22 protein-coding genes and 1 pseudogene are annotated in these 25,059 nt (G+C 46.9%); 20 read left to right on the plus strand and 3 right to left on the minus strand.

Translation table 11 applies throughout. The features are described 5' to 3' along the window. Positions 1 to 188 precede the first annotated feature (188 nt). The 3 genes from cydD (at position 189) to EO124_RS03865 (ending at position 5,597) form a co-directional block, all read left to right on the plus strand. Positions 189 to 3,962 carry a thiol reductant ABC exporter subunit CydD gene (cydD, locus tag EO124_RS03855; protein WP_127058413.1) on the plus strand — a complete coding sequence of 1,258 codons (3,774 nt, stop codon included), beginning with the start codon at positions 189 to 191 and terminating at the stop codon, positions 3,960 to 3,962. A 230-nt stretch (positions 3,963 to 4,192) separates the two neighbouring features. Continuing rightward, the gene (locus EO124_RS03860) at positions 4,193 to 5,383 is read left to right on the plus strand and encodes a hypothetical protein (protein ID WP_127058414.1); all 1,191 of its coding nucleotides are present in this window, start codon (positions 4,193 to 4,195) and stop codon (positions 5,381 to 5,383) included. Positions 5,384 to 5,447: 64 nt separating this feature from the next. After that, positions 5,448 to 5,597 carry a YvrJ family protein gene (locus tag EO124_RS03865; RefSeq protein WP_127058415.1) on the plus strand — a complete coding sequence of 50 codons (150 nt, stop codon included), beginning with the start codon at positions 5,448 to 5,450 and terminating at the stop codon, positions 5,595 to 5,597. Positions 5,598 to 5,775: 178 nt separating this feature from the next. Here EO124_RS03865 and EO124_RS03870 read toward each other — a convergent pair whose 3' ends face one another. From EO124_RS03870 to EO124_RS03880, 3 genes are all read right to left on the minus strand, one after another. Then, positions 5,776 to 6,333, minus strand: a complete 558-nt coding sequence (locus EO124_RS03870; protein WP_127058416.1) for a DUF805 domain-containing protein — start codon at positions 6,331 to 6,333, stop codon at positions 5,776 to 5,778. A 213-nt stretch (positions 6,334 to 6,546) separates the two neighbouring features. Next, positions 6,547 to 7,056 carry an ECF transporter S component gene (locus EO124_RS03875; protein WP_127058417.1) on the minus strand — a complete coding sequence of 170 codons (510 nt, stop codon included), beginning with the start codon at positions 7,054 to 7,056 and terminating at the stop codon, positions 6,547 to 6,549. Positions 7,057 to 7,111: 55 nt separating this feature from the next. Beyond that, entirely contained in the window at positions 7,112 to 7,948 is an 837-nt protein-coding gene (locus tag EO124_RS03880; RefSeq protein WP_127058418.1) for a pyridoxamine kinase, read from the minus strand. A gap of 244 nt (positions 7,949 to 8,192) precedes the next feature. Between EO124_RS03880 and EO124_RS03885 the strand changes: the two genes are divergently transcribed. From EO124_RS03885 to hpt, 17 genes and pseudogenes are all read left to right on the plus strand, one after another. Continuing rightward, positions 8,193 to 9,125 carry an ABC transporter permease gene (locus tag EO124_RS03885; protein WP_127058419.1) on the plus strand — a complete coding sequence of 311 codons (933 nt, stop codon included), beginning with the start codon at positions 8,193 to 8,195 and terminating at the stop codon, positions 9,123 to 9,125. Continuing rightward, positions 9,122 to 10,039 (plus strand): ABC transporter permease, encoded by a 918-nt coding sequence (locus tag EO124_RS03890; RefSeq protein WP_127058420.1) that lies wholly within the window; start codon positions 9,122 to 9,124, stop codon positions 10,037 to 10,039. Before EO124_RS03885 ends, EO124_RS03890 begins: the two co-directional genes overlap by 4 nt. 11 nt (positions 10,040 to 10,050) lie before the next feature. Beyond that, positions 10,051 to 10,899: pseudogene (locus EO124_RS03895) on the plus strand (ABC transporter ATP-binding protein); the annotation flags it as partial. A 263-nt stretch (positions 10,900 to 11,162) separates the two neighbouring features. Continuing rightward, on the plus strand, positions 11,163 to 12,122 hold the full coding sequence (locus EO124_RS03900) for an ABC transporter ATP-binding protein (RefSeq protein WP_241230659.1): 960 nt from the start codon (positions 11,163 to 11,165) through the stop codon (positions 12,120 to 12,122). Between the two features lie 12 nt (positions 12,123 to 12,134). Beyond that, complete coding sequence (locus EO124_RS03905) at positions 12,135 to 12,953, plus strand: serine hydrolase (protein ID WP_127058423.1); 819 nt, start codon at positions 12,135 to 12,137, stop codon at positions 12,951 to 12,953. Between the two features lie 20 nt (positions 12,954 to 12,973). Next, on the plus strand, positions 12,974 to 14,572 hold the full coding sequence (locus EO124_RS03910; protein ID WP_206512532.1) for a peptide ABC transporter substrate-binding protein: 1,599 nt from the start codon (positions 12,974 to 12,976) through the stop codon (positions 14,570 to 14,572). A 79-nt stretch (positions 14,573 to 14,651) separates the two neighbouring features. Then, a complete protein-coding gene (locus EO124_RS10330) occupies positions 14,652 to 16,880 on the plus strand; it encodes an amidohydrolase (RefSeq protein WP_241230660.1) in 2,229 nt (742 codons plus the stop codon). A 79-nt stretch (positions 16,881 to 16,959) separates the two neighbouring features. Beyond that, positions 16,960 to 18,516, plus strand: coding sequence for an ABC-F family ATP-binding cassette domain-containing protein (locus EO124_RS03925; RefSeq protein ID WP_127058424.1), 1,557 nt, complete (start codon positions 16,960 to 16,962; stop codon positions 18,514 to 18,516). Between the two features lie 11 nt (positions 18,517 to 18,527). Next, positions 18,528 to 19,109, plus strand: a complete 582-nt coding sequence (gene folE, locus EO124_RS03930; protein ID WP_127058425.1) for a GTP cyclohydrolase I — start codon at positions 18,528 to 18,530, stop codon at positions 19,107 to 19,109. Continuing rightward, entirely contained in the window at positions 19,087 to 19,923 is an 837-nt protein-coding gene (gene folP / locus EO124_RS03935) for a dihydropteroate synthase (protein WP_127058426.1), read from the plus strand. The genes folE and folP overlap by 23 nt, the downstream gene beginning before the upstream one ends. Beyond that, positions 19,923 to 20,285: a dihydroneopterin aldolase gene (folB, locus tag EO124_RS03940; protein WP_127058427.1), complete on the plus strand. Its 363-nt coding sequence runs from the start codon at positions 19,923 to 19,925 to the stop codon at positions 20,283 to 20,285. The genes folP and folB overlap by 1 nt, the downstream gene beginning before the upstream one ends. A gap of 13 nt (positions 20,286 to 20,298) precedes the next feature. Beyond that, positions 20,299 to 20,775: a 2-amino-4-hydroxy-6-hydroxymethyldihydropteridine diphosphokinase gene (gene folK, locus EO124_RS03945; protein ID WP_127058428.1), complete on the plus strand. Its 477-nt coding sequence runs from the start codon at positions 20,299 to 20,301 to the stop codon at positions 20,773 to 20,775. A 166-nt stretch (positions 20,776 to 20,941) separates the two neighbouring features. Beyond that, positions 20,942 to 21,250: an FtsB family cell division protein gene (locus EO124_RS03950; RefSeq protein ID WP_021840851.1), complete on the plus strand. Its 309-nt coding sequence runs from the start codon at positions 20,942 to 20,944 to the stop codon at positions 21,248 to 21,250. Between the two features lie 189 nt (positions 21,251 to 21,439). Next, positions 21,440 to 21,931 (plus strand): S1 domain-containing RNA-binding protein, encoded by a 492-nt coding sequence (locus tag EO124_RS03955; RefSeq protein ID WP_127058429.1) that lies wholly within the window; start codon positions 21,440 to 21,442, stop codon positions 21,929 to 21,931. Between the two features lie 121 nt (positions 21,932 to 22,052). Further along, positions 22,053 to 22,949 carry a Ppx/GppA phosphatase family protein gene (locus EO124_RS03960; protein ID WP_127058430.1) on the plus strand — a complete coding sequence of 299 codons (897 nt, stop codon included), beginning with the start codon at positions 22,053 to 22,055 and terminating at the stop codon, positions 22,947 to 22,949. Positions 22,950 to 22,990: 41 nt separating this feature from the next. Further along, positions 22,991 to 24,403 (plus strand): tRNA lysidine(34) synthetase TilS, encoded by a 1,413-nt coding sequence (gene tilS / locus EO124_RS03965; RefSeq protein WP_127058431.1) that lies wholly within the window; start codon positions 22,991 to 22,993, stop codon positions 24,401 to 24,403. Beyond that, positions 24,404 to 24,946 (plus strand): hypoxanthine phosphoribosyltransferase, encoded by a 543-nt coding sequence (hpt, locus tag EO124_RS03970; RefSeq protein WP_021840855.1) that lies wholly within the window; start codon positions 24,404 to 24,406, stop codon positions 24,944 to 24,946. Positions 24,947 to 25,059: the final 113 nt, after the last annotated feature.

The following is a 25,059-nucleotide window of genomic DNA, read 5'->3' on the forward strand; positions in this document are numbered from 1 at the left end:
CATTTTTCTTTTATATACTGTTTGTGGCTTTTATGATGGTCGTTTGTGGCTTTTGCAATCAACGTTATGACTTTTACAATCAACGTTATGATTTTTACAATCGACTTTATGGTGTTTGTAATCGCCGTTTGCAGCGACTTTATATTGGCGACATATTATTGTCTTTATAGTTGTTTTAGGAGGCTTCTGTGATAGTCAAAACCGCTCGTGAAGAGTTAATTCGGTTTAAGGGAAAGGCTATAGGATTAGGGGTATTCAGTTTATTAGGCACCTTGGGCATTGTCGGTCAGGCATGGTTCTTTGCGGTGTTGCTTGAAAAAACATTTTTTGAAGGTTTGCCGTTGGACGAAGTTTGGTCTACGGTGACTTGGCTTATTACATCCGTCGTGCTTCGCATGGTGGCAACGTATTGCCAGGAGCAAACGGCGGGCAGTTTGGCGGAGCTGGCCAAACAAGATTTGCGCCAAAAAATTTGGCATCATTTATTACGGTTAGGGCCCTTTACCGGTGAACGGCACGGTGACGTGGTTCATTTAATGACAGATGGTCTGGAAAGCGTAGAAGCGTACATAGCCCGTTATGTGCCACAGATGCTGTATGCCATGATGATTCCGCTCATTATGGCCATTGCCATCATTGATGCGGCGCCGTGGGTGGCTATTATTTTACTCATTACATTCCCGCTCATTCCGTTTTTTATGATTTTAATCGGTAAAAAAGCGGAGGCTATGAATAAAGAGCAGTGGGAGCGTATGAGTTTCCTGAGCGGTCATTTCTTGGATGTCCTCCAAGGCATTGTGACGCTTAAACTCTTCGGTCGCTCCGAAGAACAGGTAGACGTCATCGCCCGTCTGTCCGCAGAATTTAGAGATTCTACTTTGCGCGTTTTGCGCGTGGCCTTTTTGTCCGCCTTGGTGCTCGAGTTAGTCAGCACTATCAGTACGGCGTTAATCGCTGTGTACATGGGGATGGCCTTGCTTTACGGTCATGAAACGTTCTTGCCGGCCTTTTTCGTGTTGCTCTTGGCGCCCGAGTTTTACGCACCCCTTCGTCAGTTGGGGGCCGCCTTCCATACCGGTATGGCGGGGCAGGTGAGTCTTGCCAAAATTGATACATTCTTAGCTTTGCCTATTGAAGAACCTAAGTCCGGCACAGTTACAGCGGCGGCGCTTAACACGGTAGAGTTTAAAGAGCTGTCTTATGCGTACGGTGCGACGGGTCATCAAGCACATAATACCAATGAGGCCGAGGTTTCATCTGAAAAAGCGGCTGTCACGTATGCGGTTGAAAATATTAATTTCACTTTGCGCCGCGGTGAAAAAGCCATGCTCGTCGGCGGCAGTGGTGCCGGCAAGAGTACGCTCGCTCATTTACTTTTGCGCCTCATGCAACCGACTAAGGGGGAAATTGTAGTAGACGGCGTGAACTTGCTTGACATGGAGGCGGATTTTTGGCGTGATCAAGTGACGTTCGTGCCGCAACAACCTCATTTATTCCGTGGTACGTTGCGTGAGAATATTACCTTTGGTCAGCCTGTATCGGATGACGAAGTATGGGCAGCCGTTCGTGATGCGGAAGCGGAAACTTTTGTAAATTCCTTGCCTCATGGCCTTGATACAATGCTGGGTGAAGGAGGCCTCGGCTTATCCGGCGGGCAACGCCAGCGTATCGCCATCGCTCGTGCTTTTATTAAACAATCGCCGCTTATCGTGCTGGACGAGGTAACAGCTCATCTTGATGTGGCGACGGAACAGAGTTTGGCAAAAGCCTTGGAACGATTGATGGCGAATAAGATTGTGCTTCTCATCGGGCATCGCTTGCAGACTATGCGTTGGGCCGATACTTTATTGGTGTTAAAACAGGGGCATATCGTTGAAAGAGGATCTTTTGATGAGTTGGTAGCTGTTGACGGCTACTTCAGCGATCTCGTAAAAGCGGGCGTGGGAGGAACCGCTGATGTTATTTCTGACGGCGTGAGTCATAACGGGACTGCAGAGACTGCCTTAGCCGGAGCTACAGAGACTGCCATAGGGACAGCAGATGCTATAGGGAATAGTCACACTAAGCCTGATGTTGATATTGAAAAAGCTGTCCATCCGGTCATTGCCGCCCATGCGGCACCGGGAGCAACGCATATTGAAGTCAGCGAGCCTACGCAGCATATATCGACATGGAATTCGCTAAGTCGGTTATTTGCCGTATTAGGGCCTGCGCGTAATTCCTTATGGCTCAGCTTATTATTCTCCTTCTTGACGGTATTCATGAACGTCGGTCTTTTGACAACGTCGGCTTGGCTTATCACGTCGGCGGCGCTACGCCCTGAATTGGCGGCTTTAAGCCTCTCTATTGTAGGGGTGCGCTTCTTTGGTATCAGTCGCGCCGTATGCCGTTATATCGAGCGCTATGTATCGCATCATATGGCCTTCCAAGGACTTTACGGTTTACGCGTATGGTTTTATAAAAAGCTGGAGCCGTTGATGCCGGCTGCGTTGCATCGACTCGGTTCCGGTGATATTTTAGGCCGCATCATGGCGGACATCGAGACACTCCAATTCTTCTATTTGCGTGTTATTATTCCGCCTGCGGGGGCTGTTTTATTAACTGTTATCGGCTTTTACTTCTTGGCCCAGTTCAGCTATCAGCTGGTGTGGCTATTGGCGATTGTCTTTATCTTGGGGGCCGTGGTCATTCCGTTTATTGTGTATCGTCATAATGCGTTGGCTACGGATGCAGCTCTCGTATATCGCAGCGGTATAAAGGATACGGTGGTGGAAAGCTTGGCGGGCATCATGGATATCATAACGTACAAGCAGGAACCGCGCGTGACAGCTTTGGTGGATCGTCAGTTTAACGATTTGACGTCGGCTCAGCATATCGTTCATCGCGGTACTAATATTGGGGATACGCTCTTCTTGGGGCTCACCCAATTAACCATGGTCCTGGGGGCGCTCATCATGATTCCGCTTGCTAACGGCAGTCAGCAGGAAGGGATTTTTATCGCCGTAGTGGCCATTGCCTTGCAATCCTATTTTGAAGCCTTGGCACCGCTTACTATTGCCTGGTATCATGGTCGTGAAAGTTTAGCCGCCATGAAACGATTGGTTCAATTGGCGGAACAGGCTCCGGCCGTTAAGGAATCGATGGCGACGACTGAAAGGGATGAATCGAACGCTCAAAATAAGGTGATTCAGTCGGTGGCTCCGGCTGCGTCGGTTAAAGTGGGCTCGCCATCTTTTGGTATTGATTTTGATAAGGTAAGCTTCCGCTATGACGAGAGTGAGCCGTATATATATGAGAATTTATCACTTCATATCAAACCGGGTGAAAAAGTGGCCGTAGTAGGGCCGAGCGGCTCCGGCAAAACGACGCTCCTTACTATGTTGGAACGGTTCTACGATTACGAAGGCCGGATTTCGTTGGGCGCCAAGGAGCTTAAATCGCTGTCATTGGCTGAGGCTCGCGAATACTATGGAGCCTTGACGCAGGATACTTATTTATTCCATGCATCGGTGGAAGATAATATTCGCTTGGCTAAACCCCGAGCAACGGCTGAGGAAATGGCAAAAGCCATTGAGTTTGCCGCTTTAACCGATTGGGTTAATACGTTGCCAAACGGTCTTAAGACAATTATCGGCAGTGGCGGCAGCGGTGTGAGCGGCGGGCAGCGTCAGCGTATTGCACTCGCTCGTTTGTGGCTCCGCAACAGTCCGATTTTGTTGCTTGATGAACCATTGGAAGGGCTCGATCAATTGGTTCGCCAAGATATACAGAACTCCTTATACAGTCTTATGAAGGATAAAACGGTTATCTATATTACTCACCATTTGGGCGGTTTGGAGAAGATGGATCGCATTCTATTCTTGGAAAACGGTCAGGTTGTAGAAGACGGTTCCTATGATGAATTGATGGCTAAACGCGGTGCCTTCTATGCGTATCGCAAGCTGTCCATGGAAACTGTTTAACACTTTGTAAAATAGCATACAGGGTATCCATGATATCAAGGGTATAATTTACGACTGCCGGCTCGAAAGGGCTTGGCAGTCATTTTTTTAGAATAAATAATCAAGTTAAATGGACTCAATGGCGATAGAATCGAATTTTTTGAAAACTGTCGATATGCTATGTAGTTTTAAAATCGGGTGCGTTATGTTATAATATGGACTGAAAACGTGCTAAATCCATAGGAGGCGTTATGAACAGTCTAGTCACGCGATTATTGGAATTGGCAGAATCGATGACAAAAGGAACACGCAAGAAAATCGCAGAGAAACCGGTCACGCCTGAGCAACAAATTGAGGCCGAACCTTGCGAAGCGAGCGAAACCGATTTATACGATCATCGTATTATCAGTGTTGAGGAAGATGCGATTAATCGCATTTTGAAAGCTCAATTGCGAAATCACTGGTTATTTTATTCTGTTACCTTTGAGTTTGAAAATAACAATAAGGTCTACATGGGGATTATTACAACCCTCGGGACCGTTATTAATATAGAATTTACCATCGAAGATTTTTGGTTTGACGACTATGCTTCGAGTTTTTCCATAAAATTGAATATGTCCGACGTCGATATGGGCGGCTTCATTATGAATACGATTGTTCATTTATTGGGCAATTGGAGCCTCAGCCTGTTGGGCACCTTCTTTAACCCCTTTGAAATTATCGGTGACGGGTCTACGGTGCGTTTTGAAAAAAAGGGTATCATCCGTTTTGATTTGTCCCCGGACAGTCCGATTCGCCGTTTAATTTCTTGGCCGAACCGCTGTATGAATGCTAAAGGACCGGTTATCTTAATTAATGCCCGCTCGGAACAGTCTGTACTTCGTTTAGAATACTATGCCTTCCGCGATGAGGTGGAGACCTATAATATTCCGGAAGTGCCTGTGAAAACAAGCTGGGTTCGTTCCATTGACTTGGCAGCAGCGTTGTTATTGCCGATTGGTGTGTGGATCAGTTTTATCATCCTTCACCACTATTTGCCGGCAGAGACGATTGAATTCTCCTTTTCCACATATTTCCTTATTTCTCTGGGGATTTTGTGTATCAGTTTTATCGTCATGAACATTCCGCGCTATATTTATATGTATTTTGATTCCCGTAAAAAATGGCAAAGTGTCTTTGTACATAATAATATTAAGATTCAAATGCGTAAATTGCAGCGCCGTATTCAGATTCAACAGGTAGCGCTGAAGGGGAACGGGAAGGAAACCGATGCGGAAAGCCAGGCGAATATTCGCGACTTACTCTTGCAGATTCGTGATAAACGCTTTTTGGCACAGCGCCTTAAAATCGCTGATGAAGACCGAGACCGTAAACAGAAAATTAAGTTTATTATTGCCTATATCGTATGTACCCTGTTGGAATGGATTTTGTTGATTCACTAGTTTTTATGACACCTCCTTGTCGATACATTCTAAATGGAATGTATCTCAATAAGGAGGTGTTTTTATGGAAGAAATTCTAACGGCGACGGCTAATTACGGATTCCCCATGGTGGTTGCGGCGTATTTATTGATTCGCCTGGAACACAAAATGGATTCCCTGAGTGCGTCGATTAATGAATTGGTTTTTACCTTAAGAACCTATGACCATAAGTAAAAAAAATACGTACAAAAGTAAGAAGAACACGTTGCAGTGAATAGGCACTGTAGCGTGTTCTTTTATATATTTACAAATTGATTTCGCAGAGTGAGATTACTATATAAAAAATAGACACTAAGAGTACCTGTAAATAGAATACTCTTTAGTGTCTAAAATAAAATATAGGGTTTGATGTTTATCGTTGCTGTTCGTGATTAAGTGGACTTGCCACTCTTGCTCGTTGCGGGCGGGCTACTCGTTTCTGCGGCCAGATAGCCGGTAAGCCGTATTTGTTCGGTTTTGACGAACCGGGGATGACGAGTAGGATTAAATTTACAATCCAAATGAGTACAGCGAAGGCGGCACTGGTAGATTTAATCGGCAAGTACGGATAGGTGAAAGCGATGAATATACACCATAAAATACCTAGAACGCCGTGGAATGAAAAGTCTTGGAAGCGCCTTGCATAAAGTACGAAATAAAAGGACAAGAGGACCGAGTGGCCCAAAAAACTTAATATACGGACACCCCAATAGGCAATGAGAATAACTACACTATCCATCATTGTGGCAATCATGGTGTTGAACAGTCCGACTACGATGGTCATGCCGATGAGGCCGATTAAGAATTGTAATCGGTTCAAGCGCCCTTGCAGATATAATATTTTTATTTGCTTGACATAACCCCAACGGGTAATGGTAAAGGCGATAAGCCCCATTACAAATGCTTGGCCTATGTTAAATAGAATATCCATAAAATCTTCCTTTACTAGTAATAGAACTTCATTATTATATCATATTTAAATCTTTGACGCCATATAGGGCGTTTTTTTAACAAATTGCATAAAAATAAGCAATAAAAAGACGTAGCAGGGAGAAACTGCTACGCCTTTTTAGAGAGAAAGGATTTATGAGATGGATATATGTCAAAAGTTAATATGTATAAGGTATTAACTTTTAACAACGTATTAACGGAGTATCTTGCGAAGGGCTTTCACCAGGAAGAGGGCCACTACGATACCGATACCGCTGGTTAAGAAGGAAGCCGGTAAATTACCTACGGCTACCATGAAGCTGTCCAATACGTATGCCCAAGCTACCAAATAGCCAAGGGCTGTCCAAACGGCACCGACCAGCATGGCGCTCAAAAGACGGGCAAAGGTTGCTTCTCGAGCTTTTAACGGATTAGGACGAAAACCGACAATCATGTAGCCTACAACGAGACCGGAAATACCCTTGATTACGATGGAGAACAGGGTATAAGCTGAATGACCCATGACTAAGTCGAATAGACCTGAGCCGATGGCACCGGCAAGTCCGCCGTAGAGTCCGCCAAAGAGGGCTGAAATAGTAAATAGCGCAGCGGAACCAAGGTGAACCATGCCGCCACCGGGTAATGGAATAAGAAATGTGGTAGCTAAGGCACAGATAGCGGATAGCATACCGATATAAATAATATCTCGAACTGTTAAATTCACAACAAAGACCTCCCAAGACAGTCGCTTTAGTGACTGTCTATTTTTTATTTCAAATTTATTTAATTAACGCGGTCAAACGGCCCAAGAGGCGTTCAAACAACAAGCCGTCACGCATGGAGCCAATGGTTTCGTGGGTGTATTTTACGGCGTCGGTGGTAAAGTTGGCGGCGATTTCGGCGCTCTTTAAGGTGTCATAGCCCTGCATCAAAGCGCCGGTTAAGACAGCGGTGAAAATGTCGCCCGTACCATGTGCTTTTACCGGCACAAGGTTGGTGCTTACCAATTGCAATTCATCGGTTTTGCCGTCGTACACAGCTACGATAGCTTCTGTCTGATGGGGTACACCGGACATGATGACATGACGGGGACCTAATTCGTGAAGTTCTTTACAAAGCTGACGAATTTTAGCTTCATCCACTGTTTCCGGTTCATATTTATGACCCAAGAGGAAACTTGCTTCCGTGTAGTTAGGTTTAATAATATCTGCATGAGCAATGAGTTTGCGCATTTCCTGCACCATCGTGTCGTTATAAACGGAGTATAATTTGCCGTCATCCGCCATGGCCGGATCGACGATGATTGGTTTATCTTGGCCAAAACGTTCAATTGCTTCGATTACGATGTGGATTTGTTCAGGGGAAGCGAGGAAACCGCTCTGAATAGCATCAAAGGTGATGCCGTTTTTTTCCCAGCAATCCATGAACGGACGAAGATGTTCGGAGAAGTCGACCATTTCATAGTTTGGGTATTCCAAGTGGTTGCACAGTAAAGCCGTTGGGAACGGTACCGCTTGGGAGCCGAAGGCGCTGAGGAGCGGCATGGCTACCGTAAGGGAACAACGACCAATGGAGCTCATATCTTGAATGGAAAGGACTACCGGAACTGGATTCATAAACATACCTCTTTTCTAAAAATAGGCTTACCAAAGGGCAAGCACGTTTGATTTCGTTTGTATGAATAACATTTTAAAAAAATATGTGTCATATGTAAATATACAGAATTTATATTTTTGATAGGACAGATGGAAAGATGTATACAGAACACATGTACTAAATTGAGAATTACTGCATCGCAAATGACCACGACTCGTGTATAATATATATATATATATTATCAACTAAGGAGTGTGATGATTGGTGGGTACTTATTTATTTAAACGTCTAATCGGGGCCGTGGTTGTTATGTGGGCCATAATTACGATTACTTTTATGCTCATGCATGCCATCCCGGGTGGACCGTTTACGGAAGAAAAGAAATTGCCGCCTCAGATTAAGGCGACCATTGAAGCAACCTATCATTTGAATGATCCGGTCTGGGTTCAGTACACAGATTATATGAAGCATGTGGTGCAGTTTGATTTGGGACCGTCCTATAAGTACTTGGGCCGTTCCGTCAATGATATTATTGGCGAGTCGTTCCCCGTGTCGGCACAGCTGGGCCTTGGTGCCTTGGTGTTTGCTGTAATCGGCGGCGTGGCGGCCGGTATCGGCAGTGCCTTGAAGCCGAACACATGGTTGGACTATATTATAACCTTCGGATCTACCTTGGGGATTTCCGTGCCTACCTTTATTATCGGGGCACTTCTGGTATATTGGTTGGGCTTTGTGTGTCCGATTTTTCCGGTGGCTCTGTGGAAGGGGCCGGCCTATATGGTATTGCCGATTTTGACCTTAGGGGCACAGCCGATGGCATTTATTGCGCGACTTACCCGCTCCACCATGCTCGACGTCATGCAGCAGGAGTATATTAAAACGGCACGGGCTAAAGGATTAAGCAATTGGGATGTTATTATGAAACATGCTTTGGGCAATGCCATTTTACCGGTATTAACCTATTTGGGGCCGCTGGCGGCGGCGTTGCTTACGGGTAGTTTCATCGTAGAAACAATTTTCGCCATTCCCGGGCTTGGTAAATATTTTGTAACATCCATCTATAATCGCGATTATACGGTTATTTTAGGGGTTACCATTTTCTACAGTGCCCTCGTAGTAGGTTTTAACCTGTTGGTGGATTTATTGTATCCATTCGTAGATCCGCGCGTTACTATGGAAGAGGAGGATAAGTCATGAAGCTAACCGACGATTTCTTGCCGTTGCGTGCTCATGGCACGACGGCCGATGTGACTGCCGAAGTGGTGTATCGTCCGCGTCCCAATGCGTGGCATCGCTTAAAAGAAAATAAATTGGCTCTCTTTGGGCTGTTCATTATTATATGCATGTTGTTATTGGCTATTGTAGGGCCATGGTTATCGCCGTATACCTATGCGGATCAGAATTTGGCGGAAGCCAATCAGGCTCCGTCGGCGGCGCATTGGTTCGGTACCGATACACTGGGCCGTGATTTATATGTGCGCGTTGTGTATGGCGCTCGTATTTCCTTAGCTGTCGGTTTTGTGGCAGCGGCTATTAATCTCGTTATCGGCGTTATTTACGGTGGCGTAGCGGGCTTCTTCGGTGGCAAAGTAGACAGACTCATGATGAGTTTTGTAGATATTTTGTATGGCATTCCGCTGTTATTATATGTAATTTTGCTCATGGTGGTCTTATCGCCGGGCTTAACCTCCATATTTATCGCTCTCGGTATCGCCTATTGGCTCACTATGGCGCGTATTGTACGCAGTCGTATTGTGACGCTAAAGAATGAAGAATATGTGCTCGCAGCGCGTTCTATGGGCGTGCCGGCGTCGCGTATTTTATTCCGTCATATGTTGCCGAACTGTGTGGGGCCGATCATCATTACTATGACCTTGGCCATTCCGGAAGCAATTTTTACGGAAGCCTTTTTAAGCTTTATCGGTCTCGGTGTCAGTGCCCCTATGGCGAGCTGGGGGGTGCTTGCGGCGGAAGGGATTAACTCCATTCGTTCCTATCCGTTCCAATTGGTGGCGCCGGCCTTGGCCATTGCCATTACTATGCTGGGCTTTACATTCTTTGGGGACGGCCTTCGTAATGCCTTGGATCCGAAAGGAGAGGTGAAACGATGAGTTTAGTTACTATGGAAAATTTACGCGTAACCTTTCATACCTTTGCCGGTGATGTAGAGGTTGTACGCGATGTATCGCTTAATTTAGAGGCCGGGGAAGTGCTGGGCATCGTAGGTGAATCGGGCTGCGGTAAGTCTGTTACGGTACAGGCTTTAATGGGCTTATTGCCGCGAGATATTACTACGGTGAAGGCTGAGGCGCTTCAAGTGGCCGATACTGATTGTAAAAATTTCGGCGAAGCTTCATGGCGTAATTTGCGTGGCTCTTGTGTGGCTATGGTGTTTCAAGATCCTATGACGGCGCTGAATCCTATTTTATCTGTCGGCACGCAGCTGATTGAATCTATTAAGTTACGGGCCAAACGAAGCAGGGAAACTTTGGGCGATGTGAAGGCGGAAGCAGCGGCATTACTCCAAAAAGTAGGCATTTCCGATCCGGACCGTCGTCTATCGCAGTATCCCCATGAACTTAGCGGCGGTATGCGGCAACGTGTGGTCATTGCCATGGCTTTAGCGGGCAAGCCGCGCTTATTATTGGCTGATGAGCCGACGACAGCTCTCGATGTGACGACGGAGGCACAAATTTTATTGCTTCTAAAAGATTTAATAAAAACGGAACACATGGGACTTATTATTATTTCGCATAATTTGCGGGTCATCGCCCAAATGTGTGACCGTATGGCCGTTATGTATGCCGGTCAGATTGTGGAAGAAGGTACGGTGGAAGCTTTATTGGGAAACCCGCGCCATCCGTATTTACAAGGCCTTTTACAATCATTGCCGACTATGGCCACAACTAAATTGCAGGCTATCGGCGGTCAGCCGCCGGATTTATATAGTTTGCCGATGGGTTGTTCTTTTCATCCCCGTTGCCCTAAAGCAATGCGAATTTGCGCACGGGAAATGCCACGATTGGAAGATAATTTACGCTGTTGGCTGGCTAAGGCTAAAATTACGCCGTGTCCTACGGTGTCGGGCGAATTACTGGAGAAATGTGATGCTTATTGTAATCGCTTAGCCGCCGCAAATGATGCTAAAGGGCAATCAGTTGAGGGCGAGCCTGCAACAGCAACCGCGCCTCTAGGGGCGACAAATAATACCAACGCAGAAGGGACGGTGAAATCATGAATATTTGGGAAACCAATGATTTAACGAAGCATTTTACCGTTCGACGCGGTTTTTTAAAACAAAATAGTCAATTGGTGCGCGCGTTGGAAGGTGTGTCGCTGTCACAGGCTGAAGGCGAAACACTAGGCCTGGTAGGGGAATCGGGCTGCGGCAAATCCACTTTTGGGCGAACGCTTATGGGCCTCTATCCGAAAACATCGGGTCGCATTGTTGTGGCGGGCCGTGAAATTGAGAGTCCTGCCGATCAAGAACATGTGTTGCAGCATATTCAAATGGTGTTCCAAGATCCCTATGCGTCCTTGAATCCGCGTATGACGGTGCGGCAAAGCCTCTTAGAACCGTTAACGGTGCGGACCACCGGTCATGTGTCGCTCAGTGAAGCCGACAAATTGGCGAAAGTGGATGCCGTTTTGGAACAGGTGGGCCTCACCAAAGCGCAGGGCGAACGATATCCTCATGAATTCAGTGGTGGCCAGCGTCAGCGTATCGGTATCGGTCGCGCCCTTATCAGTGAGCCGCAGTGTATAATCTGCGATGAACCGATTTCCGCCTTGGACGTGTCCATTCAGGTACAAATTGTGTCGCTGCTGGAGCGCTTGCAGGCGGAGCGTCGCATCAGTTACGTATTTATTTCCCATGATTTGAACATGGTTCGTTATATCAGTCAGCGTATTGCGGTTATGTATTTAGGCGCTGTGGTGGAAGAAGGGCCGACGAAGGCCGTTTATGAAAACCCGCTCCACCCGTATACACAGGCCTTGATTCAGTTAAATGCGCCGTTGGCGCCGCATATGAGTATCGGACCGGTGCTGGCCGGTGAAGTACCGAGCCCGCTGGCTAATATTACAGGATGTCCTTTTGCATCGCGTTGCCCGGAAGTGACGAGTCAATGCAAGGAAGCCAAACCGCCGCTTGTTAAGCGTGAAGGGCGCAAGGTAGCCTGTTGGCGGCGTTAGGAGGTTTTTAGTATGGAAAAAATTCTTGCCGGCAAAGGGCTTGGTATAGAGTTGGATGAATTAATTCAAGATATGGCACCGGACGGGGAGATTTCCTATTTGGTGGCCCGTCTTGATGATGAAAAAGATATGGTTGAAATTGCCGGTCGCGGTATTACGACGGTTCATGCCAGCGCCAGTATGATTAAAGTGCTTATTATGGCCGCTTTGTTTAAAAAAGTGGCGGACGGCGATTTAGCTCTGGATATGACAGTGAGTCTTAAAGAGTCACCGCGCGTTTTGGGGGGCGGCGCCCTGCAGGAACTCGATTTAAACCATCGTTTTTCCTATTTGGAACTGTGCCGACTCATGATGGTACTTAGCGATAATTGGGCGACCAATTTGTTGATTAAAAAGCTCGGCATGGCGACGGTTAACGAATTCGCCGAGTCTATAGGTTTACAGGCTACGCGTCTTAAGCGCTATATGATGGACAGCAAGGCACGAGCGGAGGGCCGTGAAAATGTTATGACCGTCTTGGACCTCATGACTTTATATGAGTACATTTACGTGCAGCGTGAATCGGGGCCCTTAGGTTACGAAATGTGGCAACTATTGGGCCGACAGCAATTTCGCGATAAGCTGCCTTTTTACTGGGGGGAAGACGTGGTGTTTCATCATAAAACGGGTGTTCTCGATGATGTGGAACATGATGGCGGTTTGTTGCCCCTCGTTAAAGGTACCTTCGGTATTATTGTGTTTATTTCCAAGGTGCCCAACACGGAAGGCATACTTTTGGGAGCGCGAATGGGCCGCTGTATTAAAGAGTTTTTAGAAAATAAATTGCCTTAACGGCACATAAGGAGTCGCGTATGAAACGATATGTGATGTACAGTGTATTGCTTATACTAATAACGGGGCTGGTACTCATGGCGGGGTGCAGTCGCAGCGGCGAGGCGATTCCGCCGGACACCTTGCGCTATGCCTTGGAGCAGGAACCTTCCACCTTGGACCCGGCTAAATCGTCAACCTTGCCGGAGTCTTCTGTGGAGCTGGCCGTGTTTGAAGGCCTTACCCGATTAAATGCTAAAGATGTGCCGGAACCGGCGGTGGCCAAGTCGTGGACAATTTCTCCGGACGGGTTGACCTATATCTTCTATCTTCGTCCCGAAGCTACCTGGTCCGATGGCAAGCCCGTAACGGCTCATGATTTTGAGTATGCGTGGAAACGGGCGTTAAATCCGGAAGTGGCGGCCAACAATGCGTTTATGCTCTATGTTTTGAAAAACGGCGAAGCTTATAATACGGAAAAAGCGAAGGCCGAAGATGTAGGCGTTAAGGCCGTTGACAATCATACCTTGTTGGTTACCTTGGAATCGCCGGCACCATATTTCTTGGGGCTGACGGCTTTTCACGCTTACTATCCGGTACGTGAAGACATCGTATCCCAGGCACCTGATACTTGGGCTACGTCGGCGGCTACGCTTATCGGCAACGGACCGTTTAAACTGGTGAAATGGCAGCACAGTGCAGAATTGCAGTTTGTTAAAAACGATAAATATTGGGATGCTACTTCCGTTAAGTTAAAAGGCATGGAATGGCCTATCAGTGAATCTCAAAGCACACGTCTTACCCTTGCTGAAGGGGGCGCCGTAGATATCATGGTAGAGCCGCCCGTGGCCGACCAGGAGCGTCTGACGAAGCTGGGCCTTTTCAAAGTGGCGCCATCCTTGGGGACCTATTATTATGTGTTTAATGTAACGGCCCCGCCGTTTGATAATCCATTGGTGCGCAAGGCGTTTTCCATGGTTATCGATCGTAAGGTTATAGTTGATACCATAGTTCATGGCGGCAAAACGCCGGCTTATGCTTTTGTGCCGCCGGGACTGACTGATGAAGCGACGAATCAGGATTTTAGAGCCGAAGGGGGCAATTTGGTGGCCTATAATGTGGCGGAAGCGAAGAAACTTTTGGCTGAAGCCGGTTACGGACCGAATAAACCATTGCCGCCGGTGACGATTTTGTATAATACCAATGAAATGCATAAGGCTATTGCCGAAGCGGTACAGGCCATTTGGAAGAATGAATTGGGTGCTACCGTAGAACTTCAGAATCAGGAAACGAAGGTGTTCATGGCGAACCGTGAAGAAGGGCATTATCAGGTGGCGCGGGCGTCATGGATTGGTGACTATGCGGATCCGCAAACGTTCCTCGATGTGTTCTATGATTCCGCCAATGACGCGCAATATCACAGTGAAGCGTATAATGCTTTGATAGAGCGCATCCACAATACGACGGATGTGAAACTGCGTAACGAACTCATGCATGAAGCAGAAGCTATGATTTTTGATGACACTGTGGTTATGCCAATTTATTTCACCACCACGCCGTATGTGGCGCGTGATACAGTGGACGGCTATTACTGGTCGAGTTTGGGTACCATAGAGTTTAAACACGCCTTTCGTAAATAAGTGAAAGTGTATAAATGACGAGTATAGCCAATGATTAATCATTGGCTATATTCAATGAGTAGTGGATAGGAGTAGAGTGATGGATTGGATTTTGCCAAAACGGTTACAACCGGGTATGACATTGGCCTTTACGGCACCGGCCTCGGCAACGGAAGAAAATCTGGATGCATTGAAAGATTTGGTTGAAGCCAGGGGTTATAAGGCTGTATTCGGGGCGTCTTGTTATCGCCACGGCCTCTATGGGGGCACACCGGAGGAACAGGCCGCGGAATTTAATACCTTTATGACGGACTCCGATTGTGATGCGGTGATTGCCTTGCGTGGCGGTTACGGCACAGTGCGTTATTTGGATTTATTGGATTATGAAGGCATTCGCAAGGGGCAAAAGCCTTTTGTGGGGTATAGCGATTGTACGGCTTTACATACGGCTATCGGTCGCTACAGCCGTTTGGTCACCTATCACGGACCGATGGGCGTAGATTGGTTAAAACCGGGGCGTGAAAAGGATGTAGCTCACTTATTTGATTTGCTTGAGGGTAAAACTTCCGTAATCGAGCCCTTATTGGCGCCGCCACGGGGATTTATCGGTGCCAATATGGAAGAAGGCAGGCTCATGGGCGGTAATTTGGCCATTCTTTGCAGTCTGGGTGGTACTCCGTATGCCCCGAATCCGGAAGATTGGGACGATGCCATTTTACTGTTGGAAGATATTGGCGAACCGCCCTATAAAATTGATCGCATGCTGCAGCAATTGCGCCGTCAGGGCGTTTTGAGTCGTGTTAAAGGGGTGGCTCTCGGTACGTTTACAAACTGTGAAGACGAAGACGAGCCGGATTATGAAATCGGCGCTCATGTATTGGATTACATGATGGCTGAACGATCGGCAGACGCACCGGAACCGTTTGTCTGCTATGTACCAACCGGTCACGGCACGCCTCATCAGGCTTTGCCGCTGGGAAGCTACGTAAGTTTCAGAGCCATTTCCAATACATTGGTGTTGTTTCCTTATTGTGAGGGGCATTCGTTTGTAAATGACCCGGTGACGAAGAACACGGATTCGGTTGATGAAGTAACTAAAGCGAACCATATTGCCGATTCGGATGTTGCTAACGCTGTAGTGGAGCTGCCTGATGATGGCTCTTTAGCAGCTCGAGAAGCTTCTCTTCACGAAGCCATTCAGAGCGTAGAGCAGGCGCTTGTCGATTTGTCCGCTTATTTACATGCCAATCCCGAAGTAGGCCTTACGGAACATAAAGCGGTGGCCGCTATTACGAAGTTTTTGTCTGACCGGAATTTTAGAGTAAAGACGGACGTCAGTGACGGCCGCATTCCGGAGCTGGCCACATCCCTTAAAGCGGATAAAGGGAATCCGGACAGTGATTATAAAATGGCTTTTCTCGGTGAATATGATGCGTTGCCTGGCCTCGGTCACGGTTGTGGGCATAATTTGATTGCGGCCATGAGCATCGGGGCAGCCATCGGTTTTGCGGCGGCTGTACCGGAAGCCCTGACCACCTTCTTCGGTTGTCCCGCCGAAGAGACGGTAGGGGGCAAAGTCTTTATGGCTGATGCGGGCGTATTTAACGGCTATGACGGTGCCTTGTTGACACATCCGGCGGACGTAAATGAGCTGGGCGGTTCTTCTTTGGCCAGTCACCCGTTGGAAGTGAAGTTTATAGGTCGTTCCGCGCATGTGGCGGATTTAGAAGACAGGGGCATTAATGCTTTGGATTGTGCGGTTGCTTTATATGCGGCCGTGAATGAGTTAAAAGCGCAGTGGGGCGATGAAGTGGTTATCGGGCAAATCTTCACCGAAGCGGGTGAAGCGCCAAACATGATTCCCGCTGAAGCTGTATTACACATGACCGTCAGAGCGCATACGGTGGAGTTTTTAGAAGAGATTGTTTTGCCAACCGTAAAAGCTAAGGCGGTTGAAATTGCCAAAGCGAAAGGTGCCGAAGTTAAGCTTCGCCACTATGAACCGCTGTTTAAAGATTTGCGCGAAGACAGAACTTGGCGTGATTTAGCGCAGCAGGTCATGACGGAGTGGGGGGCTAAGCCAACGATTCTCCCTAATGATGTGGCTGAAGGCAGTACGGACATGGGCAATGTGTCCCATGTGGCACCAACGGTACAATTGACTTTGGCCATCGGTGAAAATATGGGCCTTCATACGCCGGAGTTTGCAGCCCAAGCCGGTTCGCCGGAGGGGCTCGCCATGATTCAAAAAGGGGCGCATATTATGGCGCTTACCGCACTACGCCATTGGTGGCGTTATGGTCGCGATTTTGACAGAGCTGTAAAATAAAGGTAAAATATATATGGTTAAATTAAGCCGTCTTTTTTGAGACGGCTTTTACATTAGATGAGCGGTTGGGAGATGACTGATGAGTGTACTAACGGTGTCACATGTGACGCATGGCTTCGGCGCCCGTCAAATTTTGGATGATGCGTCGTTTCGACTATTAAAAGGTGAACATGTTGGCTTAATCGGCGCCAATGGCGAAGGTAAGTCCACGTTTTTAAATATTATAACCGGTAAAATTTTGCCTGACGAAGGCACGGTGCAATGGTCCAATAAGGGTACCGTAGGTTATTTGGATCAGCATAGCGTGTTGGCTGAAGGGCAGACCATACGCGACGTGCTACGCGATGCGTTCAGCGATTTATTTGAATTGGATAAAGAGTTGCAGGCGGCGTACATGGAGATGACCGATTGTGACGAAGATCGCATGAATGAGCTCTTGGAGAAAACCGGTGAGTGGCAGGAAGAGTTGGAACACCGCGGTTTTTACGAAATCAATGCCACCATTGAGCGCACGGCGCAGGGCCTTGGGCTTGTAGACATCGGTCTCGACCGTCTCGTTAACGAACTCAGCGGCGGTCAGCGTACGAAGGTATTATTGACGAAGCTTTTATTGCAAAAACCGACTATTTTGCTCTTGGACGAACCGACCAACTATTTAGACGTGGAGCATATTGAGTGGCTTAAGAATTATTTGCAAAATTATGAAAACGCCTTTATCCTCATCTCTCATGATATGGAGTTCTTAAATTCCGTAGTCAACGTGATTTATCACATCGAACAGGCGCAGTTGACGCGTTATACGGGGAACTACGAACAGTTCCTTGCAGCTTATGAAGTGCAGCGTGCGCAAGCGGTGAAAGCCTATGAGCGGCAGCAGCAGGAAATTGCCCGCATGGAAGACTTCATTCAGCGTAATAAGGCTCGCGTGGCGACGCGTGGCATGGCGAACTCCAGGGCTAAGCGCTTAGAGAAAATGGAGATTTTGGACAAACCGAAGGTTCATTTGGAAGTATCCTTTGGTTTTAAAGAAGGCCGTACGCCTAGCCGCTTCGTAGTAAGCGCCAAAGATTTGGTGCTTGGTTATGATTCAGCCTTGACTAAACCGGTGGATGTGGTGCTTGAACGAAATCAGAAAATTGCCGTACGCGGTGTGAATGGTCTCGGCAAAACAACGCTTCTCAAAACATTGTTGGGGTTAATCAAACCGTTTGCCGGTGAGGTGGAACGAGGCGACTTTTTACAAGTCGGCTATTTTGAACAGGAAGACAGTGCTCATAATGATATGACGGCACTTGATTATATTTGGAATGCATATCCGGCCATGACGAATGCGGAAGTACGGGCAGCATTGGCTCGTTGCGGGCTAACTAATGAGCACATTACAAGCCAGATGCGCGTTTTGTCGGGCGGTGAAAATGCGAAGGTGCGACTCTGCAAATTGATGCAGGAGCCGTACAATGTGTTGGTTTTGGACGAACCGACGAATCATTTGGACGTAGCCGCCAAGGAAGAATTGGCCGATGCGTTACGTCGTTTTAAAGGAACGATTTTGGTAGTCAGCCATGAGCCGGAGTTTTATCGCTCTTGGATCACTGATGAGTGGAACGTGGAATCGTGGACGACTAAAATCGTATAGGAGGTCTTGTCATGAAAGAACAGGCCAGCGAGGGTGTTGCACAGTTTTTAACAGCCTTGGGCATTGATTTAAAAGCGGCTGATATGGAGAAAACGCCGCAACGGGTGGCCGGTTTATATGAAGAGTTGTTTGCCGGCATGAATAAGTCCAGCGCTGAGATTTGGGGCGATATTTTCCCTACCGAGTACAAAGGCTTGGTAGCGGTAACGAATATTCCTTTCTATTCTGTATGTGAACATCATTTGATGCCTTTTTTCGGCACTGCCGATATTATTTACCAACCGAAGGATGGTCGTGTAGCAGGGCTCAGTAAGCTCAGTGATTTGGTGAACTTGTTTGCCCATCGACCGCAGCTCCAGGAGCGCATGACCCGCGAGATTGCGACGGCTTTGGAGACGGATTTGGAAGCGGAAGGCGTGATGGTACGTATTAAAGCAACACATTTATGTATGCTTATTAAAGGCGAGTTGCAACAAGGAACGGCCGTTGTAACCATGGAATGTCGCGGCGTGTTAAGCCGGACGGGACAGCTTCGGGAAGAAGCTTTGACTATTTTAGGAGGTTCAACGGATGTTCAAACGACGCAGTTATAAATGGGACGACGGTAGAACGTTGGTGCTCAATAACAGTACCTTGATTATGGGAATTTTAAATGGGACGCCTGATTCGTTCTCCGACGGCGGCAAATATAACACACCGACAGCGGCTATCGCGCATGCTCGTGAAATGGAAGCTCAAGGTGCCGATTTAATCGACCTTGGCGTAGAATCGACTCGTCCCGGTCATACGCATATTTCGGTGGCAGAAGAAATCAGCCGTATGGAGGCGCTCTTAGGTCCTGTATTGGAAGCCACGAAGGTACCAATTTCCATTGATACCTATCGGGCTGAAACAGCGGATTATGCACTGTCCCACGGGGCTCATATTCTCAACGATATTTGGGGCCTTCGTTACGACCCGGATATTGCGGCCGTAGCGGCTAAACACAAGGTGCCGGTTATCATCATGCACAACCAGAACGATACGAATTACGGCGATATCATCGAAGACATGAAAGCCTTTTTCTTTGCGTCTGTGGACATTGCCTTAAAAGAAGGAATTTTACCGCAGAACATTTGGCTCGATCCGGGTATCGGTTTTGGCAAAACGGGCGAGCAAAATATTGAAGTTATGCAGCGTCTCGGCGAATTGACGGCCTATGAATACCCTGTTTTGTTGGCACCGAGTCGTAAGCGTTTTATCGGGGCCATGCTCAATGATTGCCCACCGGATCAACGTGACGAAGGCACAGTGGCCGCGTGTATTACGGGCTTAATTCAGGGGATAGATATGGTGCGCGTGCACAATGTAGATATGCACAAAAAAGCATTGACCGTAGCGGATGCCTTGCTGAGAGGAGAGTTCTAATGGATAAGATTGTTTTAAAAAATATGGGCTTTTTCGGGTATCATGGGAACTTGGAATCGGAAAACAGTCAGGGCCAGCGTTTTTTTGTGGATGTAACGATTTTAATCGATTTGACTAAAGCCGGTCAGTCCGACGATTTGGCGGACTCCATTAATTATGTGGAAATATATAATACGGTGGAACGTGTCGTGACGGGGGAACCGCAAAAAATATTGGAAAAAGTGGGTACTTTGATTGCCGATGAATTATGGAATAATTATCGCGGCATTATCGGTCTCGCTGTGGCCATTCGTAAACCGGCCGTGCCGATTCCGGGCATGCTGGATTATGCGGAAATTACCATTACGCGAGGTCAAATGTAGGTGAGACTTTTTGATGAAATATATCTATTATCTCAGTTTGGGATCTAATTTAGGCGACCGTGAGCAATATTTGGCCACTGCCATTGAGGGCTTACGGCGTCATGAAAATATTGAGTCGGTGACACCATCTAAATGGCTGGAAACAGCGCCGTGGGGCAACACGAATCAGGGGCCGTTTTTGAATGGTGCCTGTAAAGTTGTGACTACTTTGGGGCCGGAGGCCATGCTGCAGGTGATGCAGACGCTTGAGAAAGCGGCTGGCCGGGAACGCCTTGTTCACTGGGGGCCGCGCACACTTGATCTCGATATCGTGTGGGCTGAAAAAGAAGACGGACGCATCATAGAGGTGCAAAGTGAAACATTAACGATGCCTCATCCTTATTTGTGGGATAGGGCGTTTGTTTTAGTGCCGCTCAAGGAATTGTATCCTAACTTTATTTTTCAGGGGCAGGCTATTGGGGACAGAATAAAAGAATTGGACGAAGCATAATTGTAAGGAATATGGGTATACTCAAGCGGTGAAATCAATAGACCTTGGCAGTGAATAAATGGGTGAATTTATTTGGCTGACATCAAGGTAATGATTCATTGATGAGTTTCGATATTAATGTTATAATAGGCTCATTCAAGCAGTACGTGACGATGAGGACTAGAATATGGCAGAGGAGATAAAAAAAGGCCCCCGTGCGGGCCATAGGGAACGACCGAAACGTAATAAAATTATAATGTGGGCACAAATTATTATACTTGCGTTAGGTCTTATCTTTATTTTGCGCACGATGTATGATATTTATGTTATCAAACAACAGCAGCATCAGTTACAACTTCAAATCGAAGAATTGAAGAAGAGCAATGAAGCGCTGGAACAGGATAAACAGCGTCTTCAGGATCCAAAAGAGATTGAAGGAGTAGCACGGGATGAATTGGGTTTGGTAAAGCCGGGCGAAGTACCGTATGTGAAATAGGAAACTGAAAAATCGGTACGCGAGCAGTGTATTTACGGCATTTTTTACGGGCTATAATTTATTCTTATGTAAGTTGTACATTCGTTAAATATCAGTTGACAAGGTTTTTCAAAGCCCTATATAATTAAACTAGTGTGCATGTATTACGGCACAACGTTTTTAGTAATTTTAGGAGGACATTGGGTTAGCATGGCCATTGAAGTAGGTAGTGTTCTTGAAGGCACTGTTACGGGGATCACGAAATTTGGTGCGTTTGTGGACTTAGGTAACAAACAAACGGGTTTGGTGCACATTTCAGAAGTTGCGAATGAATATGTGGAAAATATTTCGGATTTTATTAAAGAAGCAGACACAGTTAAGGTTAAAGTTTTGAGTGTGGATGAAAAAGGTAAGATCAGCTTATCGATTAAGCAAACATTACCTAAACCGGAAGCTGCGCCAAGAGCGCCAAAGACTGAGAATCGTGAACCTAGAGAACGAGAGTTCCGCCCACGCCAGCATGACGGGCATGCTCGCAGTGCTCACGATGGTAATCGCCGTAATTCTTTTGAACGCAAAAGCGGCGGTATGTCCTTTGAAGATAAAATGAGTCGTTTCTTAAAAGACAGCGAAGAACGATTGACGGATTTAAAACGAAATACCGAATCCAAACGTGGCGGTCGTGGAGGTCGCAGAGATTAAACAGTGAGATGATGCGAAGCTTCGCATCATCTTTTTATTTATAGCCGGTTGGTATTATATTTTAATTGTGATTAATGATCAATGATTAACTTATAGTTCCGGGATATTTTGGAGGAAAATTATGGCAGATACAACAGTAAAAGCGGCAATCGTTGATTTAGGCTCCAATTCGTTACGTTTGTTGCTCGGCACCTATGACGGTAAAGAGTGGCACAATGAGCCGAAACGCCTTTGGACTACGCGTCTCGGCCAAAGAGCGGCAGACGGTCAATTGACCGAAGAGGCTATGACGCGCAGCTTGGATGCGTTAAAAGAAATCCAAGGGCTCATCGAAAGTTACGGCGCTACCCGTGTAGTAGGGGTGGCTACCAGTGCCGTACGTGAAGCAGCTAACGGTGAGGCATTCATGGCAGAGGCAGCTAAAGTTTGTCCTATGGAACCGAATGTGATTACCGGTGAAGAAGAGGCGGCTCTCGGATTTGCCGGCGCTATAAGCTCATTCCCCGGTGATGAACGCCATTTCGGTTTAATCGACATCGGCGGGGGCAGTACGGAAATCGCTCTCGGCACAGCCGAAGGGGCCTATTGGAATCGTTCTTACCCGATTGGGGCGGTACGCCTCAAAGAACGTTCCGATGAAGGACCGCAGGAAGTTTGGCAGGAGACACGGCCTTGGTTTGATCCGTTGCCGATTGAAGGGCCTTTTGGTGAGTTCATTGCTGTAGGCGGCACGGCTACGACCTTGGCGGCTATGCATCTTAAAATGACGGAATATAATCCGGGCCTCATTCAAGGGCATCAGTTGACGCGTGCCGTCATTGAAGGCATGATTCTGGAACTTCGTTATATGACGCCGGAAGAACGGTTACAGGTACCGGGCTTACCGGCTACCAGAGCGGATATTATTGTGGCCGGCGCCGAAATTTCAACATCCTTCATGGATTGGCACGAAATCCCTCATGTTATCGTGAGTGAACGCGACGGCATGGAAGGAATGCAACAACGTTTGGTGAAATAAATATATAGTGCTGAAAAGATAGTGAGAAGGGAGGTGGACACATGGTTAACATTGAAAAGAAGGAGTTTATTATTGCATCCTTTGAAAATAAAGTAGCAGCCTTTGCCCAAAAGCATGGTACGGTGCCGCCAAATAGTAAAGTGCTGGTAGCTTGTTCCGGCGGGCCCGATTCGATGGCACTGCTGCATTGGCTTATGGCAACTAAAGGTGAGGGCACTGAGGCGGCTCTCGCAATCGGTGTGGCCTGTGTAGACCATTCCTTGCGCGTTGAAAGTAAAGACGAGCTGGCTATGGTAGCGCATTATGCGAAGGCCCACGACTTACCGTTCTATCCCCTTACTATTGATGCAGCTGCGGCGGCCGAGAAATCCGGTGAATCTGTCGAAACGGCCGGTCGCCGTTTGCGTTATGAGTTTTTTAGAAGCATCTGCCAAGCTGAAGGTTATGATTATATTGCCACGGCTCATCATGAGAACGACCAGGCGGAAACTATTTTGGCTCATCTGATTCGCGGCAGCGGTACGGCCGGGCTCACCGGCATGCAAGTAATCGCGGACGATCTTTGGCGCCCCTTTTTAGGAGTTACGAAAGAAGAGATTTTAACGTATGTGAAGGCATTGGCGTTGCCTTTTGCTCACGACAAGACAAATGACGAGCCTATTTATATGCGCAACCGTTTGAGGCTGGAAGTGCTGCCTTTATTAAAAGAGTTTAATCCTAATATTGTGGCCACATTGGCTCGGTTAGGTGAGCATATGGGGCAGGATGAGGCTTTTTTGACCGCTGAAGCAAAGCGAAAATTTAACGAATTGTGCATTGTGTGTACCCAAAAAGAAGCAGACACACCTTATATAGAGTTAAAACGAAATGAAGTGGCCGCTTTGCCGGATGCTTTATTTTATCGTTTGTGGCGATATGTGTTTGGCCTTTTTGACATAAAAAATACTTTCTCCGGTGCTCATGTGGCCGAACTCAGACAAGTCGTAAAGGGCAAAAAAAGAAAACAATTTATGTGTTCACAGGTGAAGGTTGCGGCGCAATATGATATAATACAAATTGGACGTTTAGTAGCATTTGATTTGAAAATGACTCAATATCGCATAAGGGAATTACGAGCACTCACATGGGCAGGGCCGGTGGTGGAGCCGATGCCTTTAAAAACCGGAGAGAATCTGTTAATTCCGCGCCGCTTGGCAGCTAAGGGCCCTGAAATTCGACAGCGCAAGGCCGGTGACCGTATAGTGTTGACGCGTCGTGACGGTCGTATATGGGGACATAAAAAGCTGAAAGACTGGCTCATAGATCGTAAAGTGCCGACTGAGGAGCGGGATGCTTTATGGTTTATATGCGGTGATAAGGTAGTTTTTTCAAAAGTGCAGCCGAAGACGACCACAATTGTGTGGGATGAGCAAACGAGTGAATATTGGGCTTGTTCTATCGAGGAGGAAAAGTAAATGTTAGATTCCATTAAGGAAGTATTAATCACTGAAGAAGCCTTGCGGGAACGGGTTGCCGAACTGGGCAAACAGATTTCTGCTGATTATAAAGGCGAGGACGTAGTTCTCGTGTGCGTATTAAAAGGGGCCGTAGTATTCTTTGCCGATTTGGCGCGTGCCATTGAAGGCAATGTAGCTTTAGATTTTATCTCTTGCTCCAGTTATGGCAACAGCACGGTAAGCAGCGGTGTAGTGCGCATTATGAAAGACTTGGACAAACCGGTAGAAGGCAAGCATGTCATTGTTGTTGAAGATATTGTAGATACGGGCAATACGCTTCACTATTTATTGGAAAACTTAAAATCCCGTAACGCCAAGAGCGTTCGTTTGGTAGCGTTACTAAACAAACCGGATCGCCGTACGGTAGACGTGCACGTAGATTATCAGGGCTTTGTGATTCCTGATTATTTCGTAGTCGGTTACGGCTTAGATTACGCTGAAAGATTCCGTAATTTGCCATATATCGGCGTACTTAAAGAAGAAGTATACACATCAAAATAAATATAGACAATAATCAATATAAATTACAAATGCATTGTATGTTAACCTAAAATATGGTAATATGTTTGTCAGAATATATTTTTTCGATATAGTGATGATAAATAAATCATATT

The organism is Veillonella ratti (genome assembly GCF_003992115.1).
Classification (GTDB): Bacteria; Bacillota; Negativicutes; order Veillonellales; family Veillonellaceae; genus Veillonella_A; species Veillonella_A ratti.